Raw genomic sequence first — 23,582 nt, forward strand, 5'->3', positions numbered from 1 at the left:
GGAGACATTAGGAGCTTGACCTCCGCCACCGAAGCCCAGCCGGACATGGACGCCTCGTCCTACGCGAGGCCTGCATACGCCTGGTATGCGCTCGGCCTCTTCGTGCTGACGATCCTGCTCGCATTCATCGACAAACAGATCATATCTCTGATCGTCGAACCGCTGCAGGCGTCGCTGTCGATCTCGGATACGCGGATCGGCGTGCTGCAGGGATTGGCGTTTTCGCTGTTTGCCGCGATTGCCGCACTTCCACTTGGGCGCCTCGTCGATCGTACACACCGGGTCCGCATGCTTATCATATGCATGCTGATCTGGTCGACGATGACGATACTGTGCGGGTTCGCGCAGAGCTTCGCTCAGCTCTTCGCCTTCCGCGTGGGCGTGGGAATCGGAGAAGCGGCGATCATGCCGCTGATCTATTCTCTTCTCGCCGACTTCTTCCCACGGGGAAAGCGCGCGACGGCGATGCTCGTCTTCTACCTGACCGTCGTCGTTTGCGCGAGCCTCTCGGTCAGCCTCGGCGGCCTCGCGCTCGGTGCCCTCGCTTCGGGCAGTATAACTCTGCCCGGTCCCCTGGCCGACTTCGACGACTGGCGTGCCGCCTTCATCATCGTGGGCATCCCGGGACCGATCGCCGCAGTGCTCATCGGCCTCACCCTACGCGAACCCGAACGGCACGACCTGGCCAGCGTGAACGGACAGGGTCTCACAGTGCGGCAGGTCGCCGACTATCTGGCCCAGCGCAAGGGACTGTTCCTTCCACTGGTCTTCGGTTCAGCCGCCGCGCTATCGGTCGGCAACGCCATCAACAGCTGGCATCCGACGATCATGATCAGGGAGTTCGACTGGCTCGCCTCGACTGCCGGAATCCGGTATGGCCTCGCGGCGGCCATCTGCGCCGGCGTCGCAGTGCCGTTCGCGATCGTCATGGAGAAACGTCTGCGCAAGCGAGGTGCAGGCCAGGTGGCGACGCTACTTCCGGCAGGGGCGGCACTGTCGCTGCTGGTGGTGCTCGTCGTGCCGCTCCTCGGCGATGCGAACGTGGCTCTTTCACTCGGTGCCGGACAGCTCTTCGGCCTCTACTGGATCGTAGCTCTGACGCCGGTGCTCATACAGGAGGTCGCTCCAAACGAGATGCGCGGGCAGATCCTAGCCCTTTCCACGCTGATATCGACGATCCTGCAAGGCTTCAGCCCGGTCGCGACCGGTTTCTTCTCAGACGCAGTCTTCGACGGCGACAGGGCGCTGAGCCTCTCGGTCGCGGCGACCGCCTTGCCGATACTCGTAGTCGCGATCGTCCTCTACCTTCCGATGCGGCGCCGTTTCGCAAAGGAAGTGGAGCCGTCATGAAGCCGCAAGACGTCGAACGAACCCTGGCTGAATTCCTGACCAGCCTCGGGGTCGCGGACGCGCCCGGCCTGTCGGTCGCGATCGCCTATGGCGAGGAACAACCGATCTGCGGGCAGACCGGACGTCTGGGCCCTTCGGACAGTCGACCGATAACTGAAGACACCCCCTTCCGCATCGGATCGACGACGAAGCAGTTCACCGCCGCAGCGGCGCTGCTTCTAGCGCAAAAGGGCCGCCTCGATCCGGACGCGTCGATCTGCGACGGCCTTGGCGAAACGAGCCAAGTGCTCGGCGAGGTCCGCCTGCGCGACTGCCTCACCTGCACATCGGGAATACGCGACGAACTGGATATCTGGCTGTTCTCGCGTGGGCCGTCCTTCATGTCGGGTGCCGAGGGTGTCCGGCGAGCGCTGGCACGTCGCTCCATCAATTTCCGACCCGGCACTCGGTTCTGCTACAACAACACCGGCTTCGCACTCGCATCGCTGGTCATCGAGCGGACAGGGCCAGGAAGTTTCGAAACCGTGCTTCGGGAGAAGCTGTTGGAACCTGCCGGTCTTGCGGATACCGCTCTCTTCGCGAACGACGCCCATCTGCCCGATCGATGCGCAAGGACCAGCCTACCCGATGGCGACGGTCACGCCCTGGCTAGCTTCCCCACCGAGATCACCGGAGAAGGCGGCCTGATCGCCACTCCGAAGGATTTGGTTCGATGGAACCGTTGGCTGCGCGCAGTGGAGGATGGCGCGATCTTCGAACGGATGACCGCGCCGACGTCGCTCGACCGCGGTGGAGCAAGCGCCTACGGCTTCGCTCTGATCCGGGAATTTTCGCGGGGGGTGGAAAGGATACACCATCCAGGCGGCGTCATCGGCGGATCGGCCCAACTCGTGTTCTATCCGAAGGCGGGCTGCACCATCGCGGTCGCCTCGAACAACGGGACCCTGTCCGCTCCCGACATCGCGGACCGGTTGGCGGAGCGGCTCTGCATCCTGCCTCCTGCGCCACCACCGGCGCACACCGGTCCGGTCGGTGACTTCATCGAGCCGACGAGCGGAAGGGGGTTCTCGCTTCGAGCGGGCGCGCTCGATCTGCACGTTCACACGCTACCTCTCGTCGAGCGATCCGACGGCTCGGTCGCAGCCGAGAGTGCGGGGCTCGGACAGATCGCCTTCGGCAAGAGGGGCGGAAAGACATTCCTTCAAGAACACGGTCAGGTCCGTTTGTTGGACAAGATCTCTTGTGGACCGGTCGATGCCGATGCGAGCGGAGCGTTCGTCCGAGGCGACGTCCGGATCGACATCGAAGCGAAGGAGATGCGTATCTCGGCACCGGAAGGCGAAACCTATTACGCGCTCACTTCGATCGGCGCCGACAGCTGGGCGGCCGTCCCACGCTCCGCCATACCTCTCTATGCCACCGTGCAGCGCACCGAGCGCGGTGTCAGCGTCTCGACGCTGCGCAACTGGAACCTGGCGTTCGAACCGATCGGCACCGGGACATGACGGCACTGGACCGCGCCCACAACATTGAAGACCTGAGGCGTCTCGCAAAACGGCGTCTGCCGCAGGCCATGTTCGACTATATCGACGGAGGTGCCGAGGACGAGGGTACGATGCGGGGTAACCGGGACGCATTCTGCGAGGTCAGCTTGATACCTCGCCAACTCGTCGATGTCTCGAAGGTCGATCCGAAGACGACGGCGTTCGGGTGCGATATCGACCTGCCGTTCATGATCGCCCCGACGGGCATGTCGGCGATGTTCCATCCGGATGCGGAGCGAGGCGTTGCCCGCGCAGCCGGCCGGTCCGGCACGCTCTATTCGCTATCGACGATGGGATCGACCAGCATAGAGGACGTGGCGGCGTCCTCGAGCGGGTCGAAGGCTTTCCAGATCTACGCCTTCCGCGATCGCGCGCTGACGTCGGAATTCATCGAACGGGCACGCTCGGCGCGATACGATGCGCTCATCCTGACCGTGGATGTTCCAGTCGCCGGCAATCGGGAGCGCGACCTCAGGAACGGTATGACGCTCCCGCCAGCGCTCGGTCTCATGGGCATCCTCGACATCGCGAGGCACTGGCGCTGGTCGCTCGACTATGTGCGGGCGCCGCGCATGACGCTCGCCAACGTCGCGCATCGCATCGCGGAGGCGAACGCGGACATCTCGACCTTGAGCGGCTACATCGCGAACCAGTTCAGTTCGTCCATGACCTGGGACGACGCCCGCAGCATAGCAGAGGAGTGGGGTGGTCCCTTGGCGATAAAGGGTGTCCTTCATCCGGACGATGCACGGCGAGCCGTCGATGCAGGGGCGAGCGCCGTCGTCGTCAGCAACCATGGCGGACGCCAGCTCGACGGAGCCATCGCGTCGATGGACGCGCTTCCCGGAATCGTGGACGCGATCGGTGATAGATGCGAGGTCTTCCTCGACGGAGGAATTCGACGCGGTAGCGACATTGTGAAGGCGATCGCCCTCGGTGCGAAGGCTTGCTTCGTCGGACGACCCTATCTCTATGGTCTTGGCGCTGCGGGCGAAGCCGGGGTGGAAGAAGCCTTGACTATCCTTGCCTCCGAGACGCGGCGCGTAATGGCTCTAATGGGCGCGACAGCACTCGGCGATCTCGATCGCACCTGTCTTTCGCACAGAACTCTTGCCGCTTCATCGCATCAGCGCGGGGAGTAGAGCGCTGATCGCAAGCATAAGATCCGACGAGGAAAATCGCAGCAAAGAACCGCCTGGCGATCGAGATGCCGGCCGGAAACAGCGAGCGGCGCTCATTTGCGTAACCACCTTCTGGTGTAGTCTCGGCATAATTGCGGCCTACGCGCTGCTTACGGACCAACGCCTGTTGGCGGCTGGCTCCATCTTGCTATTCCTTGTCGTTGCCGCCGCTACGGAGCGCCATCTTAGCCGATGGATTGGCCTCATCAGCGGGAGCCTGATCGCAGCTACGCTCAGTTATCGCTCGCAATTCTGGGCAGGTCCGACCTTCGGCGAAGGCTTCGCCGCTGCCTCACTCGTTCTGGGCGCTGCACTGCTATGCGTCGTCGCCGTGAGCGCGGGAAGTTTCTCGCGCAGACGCCTTGCCGTGCCTGCGGTCGTCGCAGGTGGCATCGTCGCTACGATTGCCAGTATGTCGGCCTACGCCCATGCCGGTCCGACGACGCGTCATTCGATCGCTATAGCCAGCCACGACGGAACGCTTCTCGCGGCGGACATATATCTGCCACGCTCCATCCCTGCGGACGGTCTATCGGCCATCCTCATGCAGACCCGATACAACCGCGGATGGTCGGTGCGATGGCCATGGCGCTTCGTCCTGACAGGCGACGCTCCTCTCGCCGATGCATTCACACGCGGGGACTTCGCTTACGTAGCCGTCGACGCGCGCGGGTCGGGCGCTTCAGAAGGCGAGCAGGCAGTGTCCTTCTCTCCGGAGGAACGGGCGGACGGTCCGGCACTTGCAGGCTGGATACGCCGGCAGTCTTGGTCTAACGCCACCGTGTATGGCGAGGGCATCTCCTATGCAGGCGTGGCGACCGATCTCGCATGGTCGCAAGGCGCGCTCGATGGGGCGGTCGTGGCCTTCGCGCCCTACGACATCCTACGCGACACCGTCTGGCCCGGTGGCCTCCTGGCCGAAACCTTCGCGCGCCGCTGGTCCCTCGTCACCACTAGTCTAGACGCGGGTGAGCCGGAACGGGTCTTCGCATCACTCGCGAGGTTCGTGTCCGGGGTGCGCCCGCTCGACTCCGATCCAGACGGAACCGCACTAGCCGCACTGATCGCTTCGCGACGGAACTACGTACCATACGACCTGTTCGCCTCCGCACCGTTCCGCGGCGACCTGGTAGAAGGACAGGACGTGTGGTCTCGTGCGAACTTCACGTATCGAGCGCCTCAAGGCGCGCCACCGCGTCTGGTGATCGGGGGCTGGTATGATGGTGGCAACACCAATGCTGCGCTCCGGCGCCTCATCCACGATCCCGGATCGCATCTCCTCATCGGCCCATGGGACCACGGAGGGCGGCAGATCATCAGCCCGTGCGAGGACGACGAGGCGAAGGTTCTCGACTATCCGCGTGTGGTCACCGACTTTCTCCGAAGCTCCTCCACTACTACCGGGCAGTCCCGTGTGAGATATTTCACGATGTGCGGAGGCGGCTGGAAAGAATCTTCAAGTTGGCCCGTAGCCGACGTCCGATCGCAGACCTTATATCTGTCCGGAACGTCGCTTAACTCACGAGCCGCTCCCTATTTTCCACGAACCCTCATCGTGGATCCTTCGGCCACGACCGGGAAGGGAAGCCGGTGGCTTAGCCCTGCAAACTTCGACGGTACACTTATAGAATACACAGAGCTTTTCGACCAGTCGCAGCATAGGCTGACATTCGAAACCGGCCCCCTTCGAAATGACATGATCTTGACCGGCAACGCCGTGATTGAGACAGCGATCACGGCCGACGCGGCAGATGCTTCAGTCTTCGCATATCTTGAGGACGTCGGACCCGCTGGCGATGTTCGCTACATTACCGAAGGTCAGATCCGGGCATCACACGCGGCGTTGGCGATCGGCCGCGACGCCCTTTATGAGGACGTCATCCCGCACCGAACCTTGCGCGCCGAACATCGGAGGGCTCTGTCACTCGACGAACCGCTGATCTTGCGTTTCGGCATGCAAGCGACTTCCTACCGGATCGCTGCCGGCAGGCGCCTTCGCCTGTCCTTCGCAGGAGCGGACCACGACAATTTCGCCGCCGTGCCCGACGGAGCATCGCGCATCACCTTCCATTCCGTCGACGGACGCGCGCCGACCTTAGATCTCCCGATCGAACAGTGATGCTGAGCTTTTGGAAAGAGAAGCCTGCGAGACTATGAACTACGTGCGGAGCTTGTCGATAGCGCTCCTTATTCCCAGTCTCCAAGGCTTCGATAGATCAGCTTGCCGGAGCGGCGGCGATTGCGGCCTCTCGCGTCCTTCTCGACCCCGTGACATGATCGAGCGCGGTGTCGGCCGGCTCGAAGTCGGAAGAGTATATGCTGTTGGCAGTCTTCGCCGTCGTTCCGGCGCTGATCGCAACTGCCGGATGCATCGCCAGCGTCCGGCCGAAGCGTTCCGTGTGAAGATTCTTGCGGACCCCATCGCAACCCGGATCGTTCATTCTCGTCCGATTGGCACATCCTGCTTGCGGTGACACCAACGACACAAACGCGATGCCCGTAAATAAGGAAAGAACATGGACCGCGCAGACAACTTTCCCAAGAAGATCCGCATCGGGATCATCGGAGCCGGACCGGCGGGCCTGACGACGGCGCTTGCGATCGAGTATTATGATCGAAAAAAGCGGTTCGAGGTCACGTTGTTCGAACGCAACAGCTCACCGACAGACTATCCCGGTGTCGAATACGGCATACAAGAGCGGGCGTGCCGCGCGTTCGAGCGGATCGGTATCCGCGAGAAGGCGTTACACCGCAGCCTGCGCGCCCGGAAAATTACGTTCTATAATTCGCGGCTCGAGAAAAAGTTCAGGCCAATCGAGCTCGATGGCGATTGGACGCGTCATGTTGTGCGGCAGGAATTCGTCGCCGACCTGGTCGGGCTGGTGAAGAGGGCAAAGCTGCTGACGAACCATGAGATAGTCAGCGTCAGGCCGAATGAAGACCGATCCGTCACTCTGAAGGCAAACATCGGAGAGGGGCGGAATGAGGAGTTCACCTTCGACGCCGTCCTTTCCTGCGACGGCTCATCTTCCACGACGCGCTCGCAATTGTTCCCCATGCAGGACGAGAAGCGCGATCAGGGTTTCTCGTGCATCTACATGATGCTCGAGGCCGAGAAGCCTCTGGAAGCGGAGGAACGCTACCTCGCGATGACAAACGCCGGGGTCAGCAACCTCATCATGGGCGAGGAGGCGACCCTCACGACGTTTCCGCTCGGAAAGGGGCGCGCGGCATATGGCATAGGCTTCGATCATCAGAGCCGAGGACACCTCTGGTCCCGGTTCGATCTCGATCCGGACACCGAATGGGCGGACATACCTGCAAATACACGTGAGGCGCTGGCCCGCCGTCTCGTCGAAGATGCCTGCGCGCACGATCCATTCTATGCCGAGATGCTCAAGCACGTGCAGGACTGGATGAGCCCTCGCGTCTATCTATGGGCCATGGAGGATACCGATCCGCTCCATCCGCCCTATGGCGAGACGGGCAATGTCCTCGCGATCGGCGATGCGGCGCACGTGCTTCTTCCAACGATCGGCATGGGCGCGAGCACAGCGATCGAGGACGGCGAGATGCTCGGACGATTTCTAGTCGAGGGATCGGCGGGCGTTCCCGGTCCCGAAGTGTTCCGGCAGCAATTCGCCGATAGCGTCGCGAAACCCTACGCCGCCGAACGCACGGAAGTCTGGGACGATCTTGTCCGACGCGCCCGAACGGCGGCCGAGATCAACTTCACCGATCAGCACGAGCGCAAGCGCTTCGCGGTCGGACCGCAAATTCCTCATCGGACTGCGTCAAGACTGGTCAGCGCAATCGAAAAGGCCGCGCGTGCTGCGGGAGTCTGAAAAGCCAGAGAGGTTTCCCGACAATCAATGTCCGAAATCGACGCTCCCGGATGATATGAGCCAATAACTCTCGAGAATCCGGATGGAGTGTCGATCGACCGAGAAGAAGAACTTCTGGGACTGCCTGAAAACCTAAATCGTTAAAAAGGGACGCTCGCGCGAGCGTAGTTTTTCACTGCTACGCTTGAAACGCGTTCGACGTGAGACCGATAATGGGATGCCAGCGCGCTAGCGACGGTTCACAACTATGGAACATATTGCCGATGCGTCTCGAAACGGCTCGCTCGACCCGGTCGCGCGAGCCATCAACCACGCACCTTCCATATTCATCACTGCCGCTTTCGCCATCAGCATCGCGTCGCTTTCCTACGGCAGGTCGCCGCGAACTATTGTGCCGATGTTGATCTGATATGGGGGCGTATAGATCAGGCGCTTGACTGACACTCTGCAGCACGGCGCAATGCTCCGTACGGAGCCACATGTGACATCAACTAACTCCGAGCCGCTGAAGCACCTGAGGCTCGAACCCCCAAGCACCGTGCGAGTGAATGGGGCGACGGATGTTCTAGTGCGTCCGAATGAGCGACTTACCTCTGGAGAATGGCCACGTAAACACCGCGTAAGCACTGTTTCCCGATAAGCGGAAATTTCTAAGGCCGTGATTTTATGGAGAGAAATGGCGCACCCGACAGGATTCGAACCTGTGGCCTCTGCCTTCGGAGGGTAGCGCCTAGTGACGAAAATGGCGGAAAACCGATGTTTACACGAACGGAATGTTCGGAACATTCGACGAACAAAGCAAGAATAGCGGATATTTTCGCCGGAGTTTCGCCGGAGCTTAGCGGGCAGCCGATTGGCCGTCCGAAAACAAATGCCGCTGAATATCCAAAAAGGCAGAGCGGATGTCGCCGGTCGATCCGAGCTTCCTTTTCGCATCGTTCATGCTGCCGTAGCGGCTGCGGATGAAGTGGCTGAGGCGCTGTGTGTCGAGTTCGCGGATGCCGTCCTTCGCGTAGGAGCCTAGGACGTAATCGAGGAATTCTCGCATCTCCTCCTCATAGCCATCCATGCCTGTCGCCTTCGCCGTTTCGACGCGTTCGGCGCGAGCTAGGGGTGCTAGGGTGAAGCGGATGTAGCCGAGCACGTCGAAGATATCCGAGTTCGGCGCGTCGATCAGGCGGCGCATGTCCGCGAGGCGCTCGCGGTCGTAGCCCATTTCAGTCAGGCGCTGGAGAAAAGCGTTACGGCGATCGGGATCACTCCAAATCTCGCGCAGTTCGTCTTCGCTTGTAACCAGCGTGCCCAGATCGCCGAACAGATGGTCCATGAACTCCTGCGCCGTGATGGGCCGGCCGTTGAACATGTATGTCGTTGCGCCGACGTAGCGGATCTTGCGCTCCTTGCCGTCGGCCAACTTCACGATGACCTTCTCGGTCGGCTCCTTCGGGTCTTCGGGATCCTCTGGATCGTCCGGCCCATCGGGACCGCCAGGACCGGGAAGCGGAGGTCGGGGATCCGCAGGGTCTTCCGGTTCGCCGTCCCACTCAGGATCGTTGAAGTGCTCATAGGCTTTCACGAAGTCGTAGATCGTGAAGAAGTCCTTGCCGTCGAAAGTGCGCGTGCCCCGGCCAATGATCTGCTTGAACTCGATCATCGAGTTGATTGGCCGCAGCAGGACGATGTTCCGCACGTTGCGCGCATCCACACCCGTCGAGAGCTTCTGCGACGTCGTCAGGATGGTCGGCAGTGTCTTTTCGTTGTCCTGAAATTCGCGCAGGTGCTGCTCGCCCAGCTTGCCATCGTCGGCCGTGACCCGCTCGCAATAGTGCGGATCGGGATTGTCCTTAATCTGGTTGATGAAGTTGCGGACGCGGGCGGCGTGATCCTGCGTGGCGCAGAAGACCAGCGTCTTCTGGCGCTGGTCGATCTGGTCCATGAACTCTTGCACACGGCTCATCTCGCGCTCGTCGATAATGAGCTTGGTATTGAAATCGGCTTCCTTGTATTCCTTGTCCGGGTCGATCTCACCCGCGATCACGTCGTCCTCGTCGCTGAAGGTGTAGGTGTCCATGGTGCTCGCCATCTGGCGCACCTTGAAGGGCGTCAGGAAGCCGTCGCCGATGCCTTCCTTCAACGCATAGGTGTAAACCGGCTCGCCGAAGTACTTGTAGGTATCGGCGTTGGTGTCGCGCTTGGGTGTGGCCGTCAGGCCGAGCTGCACGGCGGGCGAGAAATATTCGAGGATCGCACGCCAGGTGCTTTCATCCCGCGCACCCCCGCGATGGCATTCGTCGATCACGATGAAATCGAAGAAGTCGGGCGCGTAGCCTTCGAAGGTGAACTCGGTCTCGCCATCCTTCCCGCCGGTCATGAAGGTCTGGAAGATTGTGAAGAAGATGTTGGCGTTGGTGGGCACGCCGCCGCGCTTGCGCACTTCCTCCGGATCGATGCGGACGAGCGCATCTGGCGGGAAGGCGCTGAAGGCGTTGTAGGCCTGATCGGCAAGAATGTTGCGATCGGCAAGGAACAGGATGCGCGGGCGACGAACCGGCTCGCGGCTGAGATTCCAGCTGGACTGGAACAGCTTCCATGCGATCTGGAAGGCGATGCTGGTCTTGCCGGTGCCGGTGGCGAGCGTCAGCAAGATGCGCTTGTCGCCCTTGGCGATCGCTTCGAGCACGGCGGTGATGGCGTTGTGCTGGTAATAGCGCGGCTGCCACTTGCCGCCGCCGGTCTCGAACGGGACAACGCCAAACCGCTCGCGCCAATCATTGCCATGCGGGAAGCAACGATTCCAGAGTTCGTCCGGCGTGGGAAAGGGAAGGTCGTGATCGCCCTCCTTCCCGGTGTTCATGTCTATGCCATACCAGCCGAGCCCGTTGGTCGAATAGGCGAAGCGGGTTTCGAGGCGGCGAGCGTAGTCTTTCGCCTGTCCGACCCCAGCCGTGTGGCCGAGCCCGGCGCGCTTGGCCTCGATCACCGCCATGTGGCGGCCTTTGTAGGTCAGGACGTAGTCGGCGGAGAGGGCATTGGCCCGCTCACCGCCTGCCAGAATGCGACCTGGTGCGATGGTGTATTCACGCGAAATCGAAGAGCCTTCGACCACACCCCAGCCCGCTTCGCGCAGGATGGGATCTATGCGGTTAGCGCGTGTGTCGGCTTCGGTTTCCACTTGGGGCATCTAAGCGCCTTGCTTCCTTTCGCGGGCGACGGCTTCGAGGGACCGGATCATGTTGTCGACGCCAATTTGATAAAATTCAGCAAGATGAAATGACCAGCTATCGGATACGCCCTGCTCATGTTCGTGTAGTATGTTGATGATTTCGTTCGCCAGGGCAATCATCGCTTCATCTGCGAGCGGAAAGTCATCTTCTGCAGCCTCGGGATCGAAAAAATACTTCCTGTCGAGATGCGCAATCACCTTGTCCCTTCGGCCCCGAATGCTCGCAATAATGTCGGAGTGAGCGGCGAGCGCGGACTTGTGCTTAAACGCCACGGCCTCGGAAAACTTACCATTCTTCCAGACAATCCTGCCGGAATTCGCTGCGCTAAAATCAAGAAATTTCTCTAGGTTGCCCCAGCTCCGTTTCTTCTCTTCAAGGATTCGAGCCAAGGCCAGCAGCACATCGCTCTGCATTGCCCGCGCAAAAAAATAGAGTGGGGGTGAGATTTCCCAAAGCCCTTCGCCGCGCTCTCGATAATGCCGCACTACCTCCCTGAAGATGGCAAGCTTGGCTATCAGCCCTTCTTGCCCGTGCACCAACACGAGAAAACGTTGCAATCGCTTTTCGTAATCGTCTTGGGGGCTTAGTTCTGACATTACACGAGTCGCCCACTAAACGCTTCAGCGAGTAGAGAGCGGCGCAAGCTTTCTAGATCGGCGATCTGCTTCCGATACGATTGCTTGAGCTTTTCGACCGCGGATAGCTTCTGGTTCAATCGCTCCACTATTTTCTTCTGGGTATCAGTCGAAGGCAATCTGATTTCAAAAGCATTTAGTTGGCCACCGCTAACGTGCGGCACGCCGAGACCGGTCTGGATGTCGAGAACATAGCGTTCGAACAATGGGCTACCAATCCAAAACCCGAGGAAGCGCGGAAGCAGTCCAGCCTTTGGGCGCAGTCGCGCAACTCGCTGCACGAGCAGGCTCGGCAAGGCTTCTTCGTCCACGATCGCAAACTTGATCCCGGCGCTCACCCACGTGCGATCCATTGCGACCAGCACGTCATCTTTCTGCAGTTCATACTTCGCATATGTAGCGCGATCGCTGGCAGGCCAGCGCTTTACGCCGTCCCAGCGGAAATCGCCTTGCACGATATTATCGCCGCGTATGAGCCGAATATCTGACTCCTTGTCAGTGTAGCCGCGGCTCTTGAATGCGAAGCCTGTCAGCAGATCAATGTGAGGCCCAACAGGCTCCAATTCGCCCAGCTCTGCCGCGCCCAATTCGCTTTCTAGAAGTTGCGTTGTCAGCTCGTCGGCATCCGCCAGATTGGCCTCAGCGTTGGCGCGGGCGCGATCGAGGGCGGCGAAGGCCTGATCGAGCACCGCGACGATCCGCTTCTGCTCCTCCAGCGGGTGGAGTGGAATTTCGATTTCTTTCAGCTTTGATGCATTGAATCCGCCTTGCGCGCTTCCCGACGAACCCTGCTTTATAGATTCCCAATACGTGGAGGTCTGAAAAAACAAAGCCACATATTCGGGCATCAACTTCTCGTCAGTAATCCGAAGCCTGATCAGGTAAGAGGCTGGAACGCTCGCGGGTGGCTCCCGAACTAAGAAACTCTTGCCGGTTGTCGCGCCCGTGCGTGCGAAGACAATATCGCTTGCTTCGAGCTTGTGCTTGTCAAAATCTCTTTGATTGATTTCGCAGTAGGGCACCGCTGTCCAGTCAACATTGCCTTCCTGAATGTCTGTGATGCGTAGAAATTTCGGGCCAATAGCTTCGGAAGATGCACTTTCCGTGTAACCATAATTGACCGAAGCAACCTGACCCAGCTTGACATTATCAACCATGCTGCCGCTCACAGCATCCCTCGAATATCCTCGAGGATATTCGCCGTCTCCTCGTCCCGCGCGAGCATCGCATCGATAATCTCCGCGGGTTCACGCAGCGGTTCTTCATCCGGCGTGTTCGGGTTTCGGACCGTCAAGTCCCACGTGACCTGATTGAGGTCATCGGCCATCACCGTCCAGCTCTTGTCGCTGTCGGCCTTGCTCGCCTTTAGCTCCACGAATTCCTTCAGGTCGTCGTCGTTGAGCGGGTTGGTCTTGCCCAGCGAACGGCCGGGATCGAGCTGGTAATACCAGATCTCCCTCGTCGGCGTGCCCTTGTTGAAGAACAGCACCACCGTCTTCACGCCAGCGCCTTGGAACGTGCCGCCTGGGCAGTCGAGCACGGTATGCAAATTGCAGGTCGCCAGAAGTTCCTTACGCAGCTCCACGCTGGCATTGTCGGTGTTGCTGAGGAAGGTGTTCTTGATCACCACCGCTCCGCGCCCGTGCGAGAAACGTCCCTCCGCCTTCAGCTTGCGGATGAAATGCTGCAAGAAGAGGTAGGCCGTCTCGCCGGACTTGATCGGGAAGTTCTGCTGCACCTCGCGCCGCTCGCCACCGCCAAATGGTGGATTGGCCAACACGATGTCGTGACGGTCGGCCTGCTGGATATCCATCACGTTCTCGGTGAGCGTGTTGGCATGGCGGATCGTCGGCGCCTCGATCCCGTGCAGGATCATGTTCATTACGCCCAGCACGTAGGCGAGAGACTTCTTCTCCTGCCCGTAGAAGGTCCGGCGCTGGAGCGTTTCCCACTCCTCGCCGGACAGATCCGGGCGGCGCAAGTAATCCCACGCCTCGCACAGGAAGCCCGCCGACCCGCAGGCGCCGTCGTAGATCGTCTCGCCGATCTTGGGATCCACGACCTGGATCATGGCGCGGATCAACGGGCGCGGTGTATAATATTCGCCGCCATTGCGCCCGGCGTTGCCCATCCGCTTGATGCGGGTTTCGTAGAGGTCGGACAGCTCATGCTTGGCATCGGTGCTGCCGAAATCGAGCGTATCGACGATGTCGATCACCTCGCGCAGCGAATAGCCGGAGCGGAACCGGTTCGCGAGTTCAGAGAAGATCTCGCCGACCTTGTATTCCAGCGTATCCACGTCGGCATCGCTGGTGTTGAAGGTCTTCAGGTAAGGGAACAGCTTGCCATTGACGAAGTCGATCAGGTCCTGCCCAGTCTTCGCGGCATTGTGGTCGAGTTCACCATCCTCATCCTTCGGCGCGGCCCAAGTCTGCCAGCGATATGCCTCGTCGAGGATCGGCGTGTAGTCGCGGCCTTCCAGTTCGGCCTGATCCTGCCGCTCCTGTTCCAGATCGTCGAGATACTTGAGGAACAGCAGCCAGCTGGTCTGTTCGGCGTAGTCCAGTTCCGACGACAGGCCCTCGTCATTGCGCATGGCCCGATCGATATTGTTGAAAGCGTTCTCGAACATTGATGCCCCTTGTGTCGCGCAACTGACTATTCTGATTGGCTGAATCGGGCAAGTTGTAGGCGGGGAATGCGCCGCCAGCGTGACCGCGGGCAATATACTCGAATATGATATTCTCGTCGCAATCCTGTTGTAAAGATCGGCGGTTCTGCTATTGCTCGCATATAGCGATGCAAACACAACGGAATAGCAATGTAATGGCGCGTCACGGAACGCAGTCAGCAGCGCACACCTAGCGAGCGGCTTGGGCGCTAGACGCACCAAAATGCATCGGAGATCGCCACTTTGGCTACCATCATCACCCGCAAGAATCCCAAAACTGGCAAGACTGAGCGTCCCTATCGCGACAAGCAGGGCAACTTCGTCCTGGGCGATCCGGCCTTCGGGAGCGAACTGCATCACCGCAAGAATGCAATCCTGACCACGGATTATGACGATGCATTGCGGCTCGTGCGCAACGGCTTTTCCATCCGCATGTCGGCAGGTGATGGCACGCCAGCCTCGTTAATCAGCGCAAGAAAGCTGACCCTTAACAACATCGATGAGCCTTCCCCTGAGGATATCCCGGCTGAAGGTCCCCTAACGCCGTTTTCGCGTGACGACGTCATGCATGACCTGCGCAAGGCCTTGGTCGCAAAGGCAGCCATGGTCGCCCGCTGGGGAAGTTACGATGCGGCCGAGGCTTTTCTGGGCTTCCCGCCATCCGACGACGCCGGAGAACCATACGACGACGCAGATCCTTCGGAGGTCGACCTTTCTCGCTTCCGCGCTACCCCATTGATCGATGCCATCTACGACTGGGCTTTCCAGACCGGCAAGCACGAGGCGTTACGCCCTGACTTGTGGGACGACCTTGGCTCGCTCATGGACAGTGCCTCCGCCGGTACGATCAGCATCCTATCCCCAATGGCAAACGCGGACAGTCCATTGCGCGTGACCATCGGCACCGCGTTCGCGCGGCGGAAGTTCGAGTTTGAGCGCGGCACGCTGCTGTCGGTGCGAGACCTTGCCTACCTCGCCCAAATGACCGAAGTCGCCGCGCGGAATGCTCTCGCCAAAGCAGGCATCAAGGGGCGTGGCGGCATCGGCAACGACACCGCTCGGGAATGGCTAGCTCAGCGACAGAAGTTCGTGCCGACGCGAACGGATCTTCTGCCGATCGAAGAATCGTAACGGCGTTTCGAACCTCCGGTCGGCTGACCGGAGGATATCCTGCTTGCGATATGCCGGACCGAAACACGTGTCCGAAGGCCCGATGCTCTCGCATAAACACTTGTTTAGCAGCGTGACCATCGTCCCGATGCTCTTACATAGTTTCCGGGATTTAGAGCAGACCAACCGCCTCACTGCAGTTCGAGGGTTGGCAAGGGCTAACTGCCCTAAATTAGTAGGCGCAATAGGGCAGGAAGGTCCTCCTGCGTCGGACCTTCCTGCGCTTGATGCGTATGAACCGTCAAATGCGATGCACGTAATGCTAATAACGGACCACATGAGTGATCCGGACATTTCCGCTTTGGAAAGTGAAATCGGCCGTTTTCGGGGTTTTTCCACCTTACATCGGTGTCGATATTGCTTAGCATGTCCGGCAACACACTCTCGCCTGCTGAAGCACTTCAAAAGCTGCAACTCACCAAGGAGATAGCAGCAGCAATCATGTGCGGGCCCAATATCGATAGCATTAGCGCTACGCAGATTAGGAAGGGAGGCTGCTCCGCCGGGACGCTTGCGCGATTGAACATGGCCGAGACAATCATCAAAAGTCCGACCCTTTTTCGTGACCCGTTGAACAAAGACAGCCACATCACGGGTCAGGTTGGCGGACGCGCTAAAAAAGCATCGCGCCCCATCACATGGGGAAACCCAGGGGGGAACTCCAATCAACCAAACCTGATGTACCCCGCCTCCCGCCCTTCCAGACCGATTGGCGACGGCGGGGCTCGCAGCTTTCATCTCGCAGAGGAACTCGCCCACACCAAGCCGACGGCTTCAAAGTCAGGAGCGAAGGCCAGACAGAACTACACCTTAGACGCGAGCAAGGTGCCGATCGTGGAAGCAGAGCTTGCAGGCCTCGCGCTCCAGCGCGGCCTCTATCTTTTTCGAGACGCGGTCAAAGTCGAAAAGGAAGGCCTTCGCCTCGCAATTACGAACATGGGCTCCAACGATGAGACTGTTGTGGCGAGCTGGAAACTCATTGAAGAGACCGAGACGCGGAAAGTGGATAAGATTATCCTTCCGCACCTCAGCATCAATAAATTACAATCTGAAAATCATGAGTTTTGGGACCGACTTCTTCGCGAACCTGATGTTCCCATCGACTTGAAGGAATTCCTCAATAGCAAAGACGCAGCGGCTGTCTCTTTCATGGGGGATCGTCTCAAGCCCATCGAGTGCTTCTTACGGAAAAATGGCTGGCACGATCGCTCGAACGGAAAAACTCGCCCTGACGTCAAATTTCATGCGGGGCGCAATCCTATCTCGCAGAGGCGATTGGTCCTTGAGTTACCCAGTGGACTCAGTTTGGAAGCAGTCGAACGAGTGATTCACGAGCTCGCAAACGAATTTCACAAGCGCGACCTTCCCTTCGTCTTGGTCGTCCATCGCCCTGATGAGACCAATCACGAGAAAAATTGGCACATTCATCTCGATTACCATCACCGTCCCATGAAGCGGTTCGACCCAGCCAATTACGTCTTGCCGAATGCACCTATGGAGACGGAGACCAAGAGGTCTGCCCAACATGCGATCAAGAAAAGGGCGCTAGCCAATCCGGACCCTAGTTGGACCGGGAAATGGGATGCCGAGATTGAATTCGAATATCGGACGGATAGCGGCCGGAAGAAGGTGTCGCGTCCATTTCTCCAGGATTGCCACCCTGATGTGAACGAAGACAGCTGGCTTGGAAACCTTCGGTGCCGGTATTCGGAGATCGTAAATACCGAGCTTGAGAAATTGGGATCGGCCATTCGTTTCGATCCGCGAAGTCTGGAAGAAAGGGGTATCTCAAAAATCTCGGACGAGCATCTCGGGCTGAAAAAATCGCACCGCGAGCGATGGGGCAAACCGACCAAAAAGGGTGCTCAGAACGAACAGAACCAATGGGATTTTGAACATGCGGAACTGCTTCGTCTTTATCCGGAGGGTGACAGGCCGGATGGAAAACCTGAGCATGTCACTGGGTATGTTACCGGCTTCCTGAAGCTCATTCACCAAAGGCTCCAGTCGCGGCCGAAATATGTGAGCTACTACGCGCACCGGCAGACAGATGCGGATGACCAAGCCAACCCTACGCCCAGCACGATACGCCGAAATAAGCGGAGAGACTATCGGGTAGAATGGCTTGCTGAACAAGCTGATCGCGCGCTCGACAATATCAACGAAGCGTGGATGGGAATATCGTCATGGGCTGCAGATATGACTATCAAGCAGGATCACGAACCGAAGATCAAAAGAGACGGTGTTCGTTCGCAGACGCCCCAGTCGAAGTCAGAGCACTCGACACCCCGCAGCTCAAGTATCACGGACGATACTGTCGCAAAGGCCCAGCCGGACGATCTGAAACCCGCTGAGCTTAGGTCCGCTCATCGTGCCCGGGTCAAGTCCGCGAGCGAGACGGCATCGGAGTCCGGCACCGCAGATCGGAAGTCGCTCTCCTTCGAAGATAAACTGGCTGTGCTGCGCAAGCATCAAGTCCAATTCAAGATTGGACGTGCCACCATGCCGAATAGTGGTTGGGCGCTCACCGCGAACCTAAGCGATGCCGATGCTGAGAAACATGCGTTGCCTACAAAAATCGTCGCACACAGATCTGAGGAACGTCGGCTGCTTCTCGACCTTCACCGAGAGCTATGCAAACCAAGGGAAGAGCCTATTCGTCTCACGGCGAAGGCTCCTGCTGAGCAGCATGGCAGGCCACAGCGAGAGCAACGCGGCTCGGCGCCGGATTCGCGCCAGCTTTTCGACGCCAAACCATTCTCCTTCGATGCGGTGTTTCCTCATGACCTTCGGGATCAGCCGACGCCTAGGCTTTCGGGAATGCTGCCTCGTGCCAATGGAGGTGCTGATGAGCACACTGCGGTCGAGGGAGATGCGGCGCCGACTTCAATAGTCGAAGGCACACAGGGCAAGACCATCCAGCCTCAGCCCCGCGACACGCCGACCGCCGCCGCTGGCACGGCCAAGGAGTCTCCGACCCTCAAAGGCTCGGAAGACATAGCCTGGGCCTTCGATCTCATCGCAAATGGCAAGCTTCGAAAAACCGTCATCTGCCCAATGTCGGACGAAAAGGTGCTTGTCTGTGGACCGGATTCCGACACGCGCACGGTCGCTCTGGCGGGACTTCCGGCCGCGCTTGCAGCGGACCTGCTGGTGCTAGCCGACACACAGGAGCTCGAGTTGCAGCGGATAGCAAATTTTATTGCCCGCAACTCAGCCCAGCTGTCCATGGAAAGATGGAGAGAGGCGCTGCCCAAATCCGAGACCGGGATGGAGATGGGCGAGATCTTCGATCGCTGGTCTGAGAATGCCGACTTCCGTCGAGCAGTAGACCGAGTGAAGATGCTGTCGGTCTCGGACGATACGGATGCTCAGGCTATCGACGAACACAAAAGGGCGTTTTTCATGCTCATGTTCAGGGATCCGGAAGCCGAAAGCCTGCTCGACGGATTAGCCAATCGTACAGCATCGCCTGGCGCCAAACAAATCGATGAAGTCAGTCCCAAGAACTGCGCCGCTCCCCTCGGCGGTGCTGCGACAACGCCGGCGGTTCCGGTTGGCGAAGGGGCTAATGCGGTCGATGCGGCTGAGAAAGCTACATCGACAACCGAAGCTGACGCTAATCCGCCATTGCCCAAGCCATATCGCGGGCCATTCAATCCGTTCGAGCAAGGGTGGGATCGATAGCGATGCCCAGCTAATTTTTGGATCTGCATCGGACGCCTATTCCTACTGTCCCCTTCTTCGCTTCCTCGTGTCACCACACTGGGAAAACGCCATCCGGCCAACGTCGCTGTCCGAGGTCGGTAGGTAGAGGGGAAAAGTCCCTTGGCCGGCCTCGTGACATGAGGCAATGATGAACAAACTTAACGAACAGCCGGACGAAACCGGCACTGATAACAACCAACATAGCGACAGGCGCATCCTTCACCCAGTCCGCAGCCGGAACGACTGGCCCCGCATAGCGCCAGAAGGGGAGGCAATGCGGCGTATCGCCGTGGTCGACACCGAAACGACGGGCCTTGCCGTAGAGCATCACCAGATCATCGAACTGTGCATGGCAGTCGTGCTGGTGAACGATGCCGGACGGATTGCCGCTGTCGAAGTTGTCAGAAGTGGGCTGGTCGATCCCGGTCATCCGCTGACAGCAGAAATTGCCGAACTAACCGGGCTGACGGATCAGGATCTGGCCGGGCGGTCGATCGACGAGGAACAGGTCGCAGAGATGCTGGCATCCTGCGACGGGGTGGTGGCATACAATGCGGCGTTCGACAGGCCCTTCGTCGAAAAGATGATCGACCGGCATGTGCCTGTCCCGTGGGGCTGCGCAATGGCTGACATGCCGTGGCGCAAACTTGGGTTCGAGTCGGGACCGCAGGGCTACCTTCTCAATCAGGCTGGTTACTACATGCCTTCAGCCCACCGCGCGAAGGACGATGTCCTCGCCTTGATCCAGCTGCTCGATCACGTCTGTGCTGATGGCGAAACCGTTATGGCCAAGACTCTGGCAGCTATGGACGCTCCAGCGTGGAGGTTCGAAGCGCAGGGAGCACCATACGGTTACAAGGACGATCTGCGTGAGCAACGTTACCGTTGGGCGTGGGGGCGGCTGCACGATGTGTGGCACAAACATGTGCGCGCCGAGGCCTACCAGGCCGAGCTTGATTGGTACGTGTCAACCATCGGGAAGGACCCGGTGATCGTCCCGCTACCCGCGAGCGAGCGGTATCGCTTCCATACGACTTGGACACAGGCCTGAGAAGCATAGACCTCAAGAAGGCAAGGAACGTGAGCCATCCGGCTGAACGGAAAAGAGCTCCGGCCGATAGGCCGCCATCCACACAACAAGGAATTACGAATGATCGATCTCGATATCGGCGGGGCATGCCCCCGCCAGCAGTTGACCTGTGCCCTGTCGCAAGCGCTGGGTCTGCCCACCGACCCCGGCGCCGGCACCGATGCTCTGACAATCGGCACGATGGACTATCCATCCGAACCCGCGCTCGAAATGGTCGCCCGGGCGGCGATGCAAGCAAGGCAGGACTCGCTGCTGGCGCTGTTCGCCAACGACCAGACCAGCATCTGCGGCGGTCTCGCACTGATTTACCGGACGCGGGACGGTGCGCGGATCATGCAGGTCGAGCCGTGCCGCCTGAGCAGTAGCAAGCCGATCATTGTGATCACCACCGATCGTCGCCAGGCCTTCCGTCTCGACAAACGGTGCCTGCTGCGATCGTGCGCCGTGCCATCGCGAGCGAAGGTCGAGCGCGGCGTCGAACGCGCATGGCAGGACATCCGCGCTGCGATGAGCACGGTCGAGGTCGACCCTGACCAGTGGGAAGCCGGCTATTTCAGCCTGTTCACGGATGCGCAGGCCTTCGCCGACTTCATGGCCTGACCGGCTTCACATCTTCCATCACCACTACACAGACGGCGTCTCCAACCGGAGGCGCCGCCTGTCTTGTTTCTCAGAACAGGATTTTCAGCATGCCCCATCCCCATAGGCGCCATCCGCGGGTGCTATGCTCGCTCGCGATCATCCGCGATCCCGGCGAAAGCAGCCCCCGTTCGGCTATTCGTTCGACCGCCATCTTCACCGTCACCAGTGAGCAAAAAGGCGGCGCAAGGTTCGCTATCGATCACCGCGCCTTCGATCGGACAGCGAACCGGGCCGATATTCTGGCCGGACTAGCCGATCGCATTCCGGAAGGAGCGACCGTGATCGCGCGCGCATCCCGGACATCACAGCATTACCTTCGGCACGCATTCGCCGCTGGCGGACCGCTGCCACCAGCGGACTTGCAGCTGCTCCAACGGGATCGCCCGGACCTCGATATCCTTCCGCTCCAATGCGCGAACGGCGTGCTCGAAGAGATTGCAGCCGCATATCGGATCGAGCGAGCCGGGCCCGGTTCGAACGTCCTGTCGCGATCGCGCGGGGCACCGGACGAAGCACAGTGCCTGTGGGCAGCGTTCCTGTGGTCGCAATGTTCGCCGCACCAGCGGGCATCGCTTGCCGCCGCGTGGCAGGCATGGCGAGCGCTCGAGCGGGCGCGCCCGCTCCCCTTCTGACGAAGCGCGATGATGCCAACACTAAGTGAAAGGAAAAGCAGAATGGCAAAAACGTATATCGCGCTCGACGCGGAATTTTACTGGGACCGGGACCTGCATGAACTGCATCGGGCGATGGATCCCAAATCGCAGCGTCATGCAGTCGCAGTGAAGAGGGTCATGGCTGCCGCAGCGTTTCAGTTCACGATCGACGAGGAAGGCCGCGTCAGCACTGGTGAGATCGGCAGTTGGAGCGAGCGGGACTGGGTTGATGAAAAGGGCGTAGTCACCAAGGTCTTCGATTACCTGCGCGCGAACGAGGACAAGCCCATCGTTACATACGGCGGCCTGGCAATTGATGTGCCGGTTCTGTTGCATGCGAGCATGGCCCACGGTCTCCGACTGCCACCGCAACTCATCGACCAGCCCGGAAGGCGCGGCCCACGACCGCACCTCGACCTCGGCCTTCAATTGAAGGGATCCGGCCGGACCTGGACGCATCTCAGCCAGCTCTTGCTGCGCATGGGCGTGCCGTTCGATCTTGTCGCAGCGAAGTCGAACGTGCCGCGGCCAGCAAGCGCCGCCGCTTGGCAAAACCTGCGCGATCACGTCGAGCTTGATTGTCTTCTGCTCGCTATTGCGAAGGTTGGCTGGTTGGTCGCGCAATGCACGAATGGACTGCGACTGGAGCCGGCGATCATCACGCTGGTAGAAGGGTTTTTGCGACGACGTCCAGACCACGGGCTCGCTGGCGAATTGCGAGCCTTCGTTGGCAGCTTGCACGGCAAGATCGCAGAGGCTTTCGACGACGCGGCTTGAGCTTTCACCAAACATATGCGCCGGACTGGAGAAATTCGGACATCGTCGGTCCGGCGCAAGAAAAATCAACCTCCGCTGATGCGGAAAGGCGACAGTAACCATTTCTTAAACTGTTCCATGGCAAAGCAGTGTCGCGATGTAGCGTGCCGGGACAGAACCCCGAGCCGGAGACCTTAATTCGAGTCGCACTAACCCTGTGAACCCGCACAAACCCGTGCGCGTTCGACTGGCGCTCGAGGTCGCGAAATGACATTTTCGACATTGCTGTCCACACCCGTGGTCTCGCTCGCCCAGCGAGGAAACCATGGCAAAGGCATCCGCCGGCAACGGCAACCAAATCAAAAAATTGACGAGCGCCTGTCCGAATTCCGGCAGCGGCGCGCATACATCATCGAATACCGCTGCAGGCTCGCATCTCACGAAGACACAGGTTCGGGCAGCGCTTGCGGCGATCGACACTAGGGCAAACTCGAAGCTCATGCGGGTCGCGCACTACCGTGCTTTAACCGCCGGCATCGATGCGGAAGACCTCCTGCAAGAAGCGATACTGCGGACGCTGACCTCGCGCGCTTGTCCTGCCGGACTCAAGATGGAGCATTTCCTAATGGCGGTCATGCGTTCAATCGCAAGCGCGATCATTGTGAGGCGCAAGAGGAACGAGGCCCATTATTGCGAAGAATTCGACCTCGTGGTGTCGCCGTTAGCACCAGATGAAGAATGCGAAATCGCTCAACGCTCCGATGCATGGCGGCAAGCTCTAGAAGAACTCGCTGAAGGATTTCCAGAGATCGAGGAAATGATCGACGGTATAGGTCAAGGCTTGTGCGGAAAAGCGCTTGCCGAGTTTGCAGGCCTGGATCAGACCGAGCTCGCGACTAGACGCAGGCTAATGAAGCGGCGAGGTGCAAAAGCGTGGAAGAAACTCGGGGATCTGGATCTAGCTGCATAGAATGTAATTTGGCGGGATGGGCTGATTTCAGGATGGTGGCTCGCAGGAGCCCTTCATGGCAGCGCGAAGTCTTCAAAGGACATCGTCAAGCTTTCTAACGTGTGCCGGAAATCCCCCAAGCGACCTTGTTGGAAGTCGCCCGT

General features: G+C 59.7%; 17 protein-coding genes. 12 read left to right on the top strand and 5 right to left on the bottom strand.

What is annotated here, in order from left to right:
* The first annotated feature begins 15 nt into the window (after nucleotides 1-15).
* The 4 genes from BMF35_RS02890 (at nucleotide 16) to BMF35_RS02905 (ending at nucleotide 6,194) form a co-directional block, all read left to right on the top strand.
* The gene (locus BMF35_RS02890) at nucleotides 16-1,350 is read left to right on the top strand and encodes an MFS transporter (protein ID WP_047006837.1); all 1,335 of its coding nucleotides are present in this window, start codon (nucleotides 16-18) and stop codon (nucleotides 1,348-1,350) included.
* Nucleotides 1,347-2,855 carry a serine hydrolase domain-containing protein gene (locus tag BMF35_RS02895; RefSeq protein ID WP_047006838.1) on the top strand — a complete coding sequence of 503 codons (1,509 nt, stop codon included), beginning with the start codon at nucleotides 1,347-1,349 and terminating at the stop codon, nucleotides 2,853-2,855. The genes BMF35_RS02890 and BMF35_RS02895 overlap by 4 nt, the downstream gene beginning before the upstream one ends.
* Complete coding sequence (locus BMF35_RS02900) at nucleotides 2,852-4,036, top strand: alpha-hydroxy acid oxidase (RefSeq protein ID WP_047006839.1); 1,185 nt, start codon at nucleotides 2,852-2,854, stop codon at nucleotides 4,034-4,036. The genes BMF35_RS02895 and BMF35_RS02900 overlap by 4 nt, the downstream gene beginning before the upstream one ends.
* 166 nt (nucleotides 4,037-4,202) lie before the next feature.
* The gene (locus tag BMF35_RS02905) at nucleotides 4,203-6,194 is read left to right on the top strand and encodes a CocE/NonD family hydrolase (protein WP_156172122.1); all 1,992 of its coding nucleotides are present in this window, start codon (nucleotides 4,203-4,205) and stop codon (nucleotides 6,192-6,194) included.
* 97 nt (nucleotides 6,195-6,291) lie between these two features.
* Here BMF35_RS02905 and BMF35_RS02910 read toward each other — a convergent pair whose 3' ends face one another.
* Nucleotides 6,292-6,516 (bottom strand): hypothetical protein, encoded by a 225-nt coding sequence (locus tag BMF35_RS02910; RefSeq protein WP_047006841.1) that lies wholly within the window; start codon nucleotides 6,514-6,516, stop codon nucleotides 6,292-6,294.
* Between the two features lie 75 nt (nucleotides 6,517-6,591).
* Between BMF35_RS02910 and BMF35_RS02915 the strand changes: the two genes are divergently transcribed.
* Both BMF35_RS02915 and BMF35_RS13535 read left to right on the top strand, forming a co-directional pair.
* Nucleotides 6,592-7,920, top strand: a complete 1,329-nt coding sequence (locus BMF35_RS02915) for an FAD-dependent oxidoreductase (RefSeq protein ID WP_047006842.1) — start codon at nucleotides 6,592-6,594, stop codon at nucleotides 7,918-7,920.
* 247 nt (nucleotides 7,921-8,167) lie between these two features.
* Entirely contained in the window at nucleotides 8,168-8,329 is a 162-nt protein-coding gene (locus BMF35_RS13535; RefSeq protein ID WP_156172123.1) for a hypothetical protein, read from the top strand.
* Between the two features lie 429 nt (nucleotides 8,330-8,758).
* Here the strand turns inward: BMF35_RS13535 and hsdR are convergent, their stop codons facing one another.
* The 4 genes from hsdR to BMF35_RS02935 are packed head-to-tail and all read right to left on the bottom strand — an operon-like array spanning nucleotide 8,759 to nucleotide 14,411.
* Nucleotides 8,759-11,101: an EcoAI/FtnUII family type I restriction enzme subunit R gene (hsdR, locus tag BMF35_RS02920; protein WP_047006843.1), complete on the bottom strand. Its 2,343-nt coding sequence runs from the start codon at nucleotides 11,099-11,101 to the stop codon at nucleotides 8,759-8,761.
* Nucleotides 11,102-11,701: an AbiU2 domain-containing protein gene (locus BMF35_RS02925; protein WP_156172124.1), complete on the bottom strand. Its 600-nt coding sequence runs from the start codon at nucleotides 11,699-11,701 to the stop codon at nucleotides 11,102-11,104.
* Between the two features lie 38 nt (nucleotides 11,702-11,739).
* On the bottom strand, nucleotides 11,740-12,948 hold the full coding sequence (locus BMF35_RS02930) for a restriction endonuclease subunit S (protein WP_052766043.1): 1,209 nt from the start codon (nucleotides 12,946-12,948) through the stop codon (nucleotides 11,740-11,742).
* Complete coding sequence (locus tag BMF35_RS02935) at nucleotides 12,945-14,411, bottom strand: class I SAM-dependent DNA methyltransferase (RefSeq protein ID WP_047006845.1); 1,467 nt, start codon at nucleotides 14,409-14,411, stop codon at nucleotides 12,945-12,947. The genes BMF35_RS02930 and BMF35_RS02935 overlap by 4 nt, the downstream gene beginning before the upstream one ends.
* 282 nt (nucleotides 14,412-14,693) lie before the next feature.
* On the opposite strand from BMF35_RS02935, the gene BMF35_RS02940 reads away from it, so the two are divergent.
* The 6 genes from BMF35_RS02940 to BMF35_RS02970 all read left to right on the top strand — a co-directional run bounded on the left by BMF35_RS02940 (nucleotide 14,694) and on the right by BMF35_RS02970 (nucleotide 23,439).
* On the top strand, nucleotides 14,694-15,581 hold the full coding sequence (locus tag BMF35_RS02940; protein WP_052766044.1) for a hypothetical protein: 888 nt from the start codon (nucleotides 14,694-14,696) through the stop codon (nucleotides 15,579-15,581).
* A gap of 564 nt (nucleotides 15,582-16,145) precedes the next feature.
* Nucleotides 16,146-19,307 (top strand): MobA/MobL family protein, encoded by a 3,162-nt coding sequence (locus BMF35_RS02945; protein WP_162199224.1) that lies wholly within the window; start codon nucleotides 16,146-16,148, stop codon nucleotides 19,305-19,307.
* A 169-nt stretch (nucleotides 19,308-19,476) separates the two neighbouring features.
* Entirely contained in the window at nucleotides 19,477-20,379 is a 903-nt protein-coding gene (locus BMF35_RS02950; protein ID WP_162199225.1) for a 3'-5' exonuclease, read from the top strand.
* Between the two features lie 99 nt (nucleotides 20,380-20,478).
* Nucleotides 20,479-21,018: a hypothetical protein gene (locus BMF35_RS02955; protein ID WP_047006848.1), complete on the top strand. Its 540-nt coding sequence runs from the start codon at nucleotides 20,479-20,481 to the stop codon at nucleotides 21,016-21,018.
* Between the two features lie 716 nt (nucleotides 21,019-21,734).
* Complete coding sequence (locus BMF35_RS02965; RefSeq protein WP_047006850.1) at nucleotides 21,735-22,490, top strand: 3'-5' exonuclease family protein; 756 nt, start codon at nucleotides 21,735-21,737, stop codon at nucleotides 22,488-22,490.
* Between the two features lie 304 nt (nucleotides 22,491-22,794).
* Nucleotides 22,795-23,439: a sigma-70 RNA polymerase sigma factor region 4 domain-containing protein gene (locus BMF35_RS02970; protein ID WP_156172126.1), complete on the top strand. Its 645-nt coding sequence runs from the start codon at nucleotides 22,795-22,797 to the stop codon at nucleotides 23,437-23,439.
* Nucleotides 23,440-23,582 lie beyond the last annotated feature (143 nt).

Source organism: Aurantiacibacter gangjinensis (assembly GCF_001886695.1).
Taxonomy (GTDB): domain Bacteria; phylum Pseudomonadota; class Alphaproteobacteria; order Sphingomonadales; family Sphingomonadaceae; genus Alteraurantiacibacter; species Alteraurantiacibacter gangjinensis.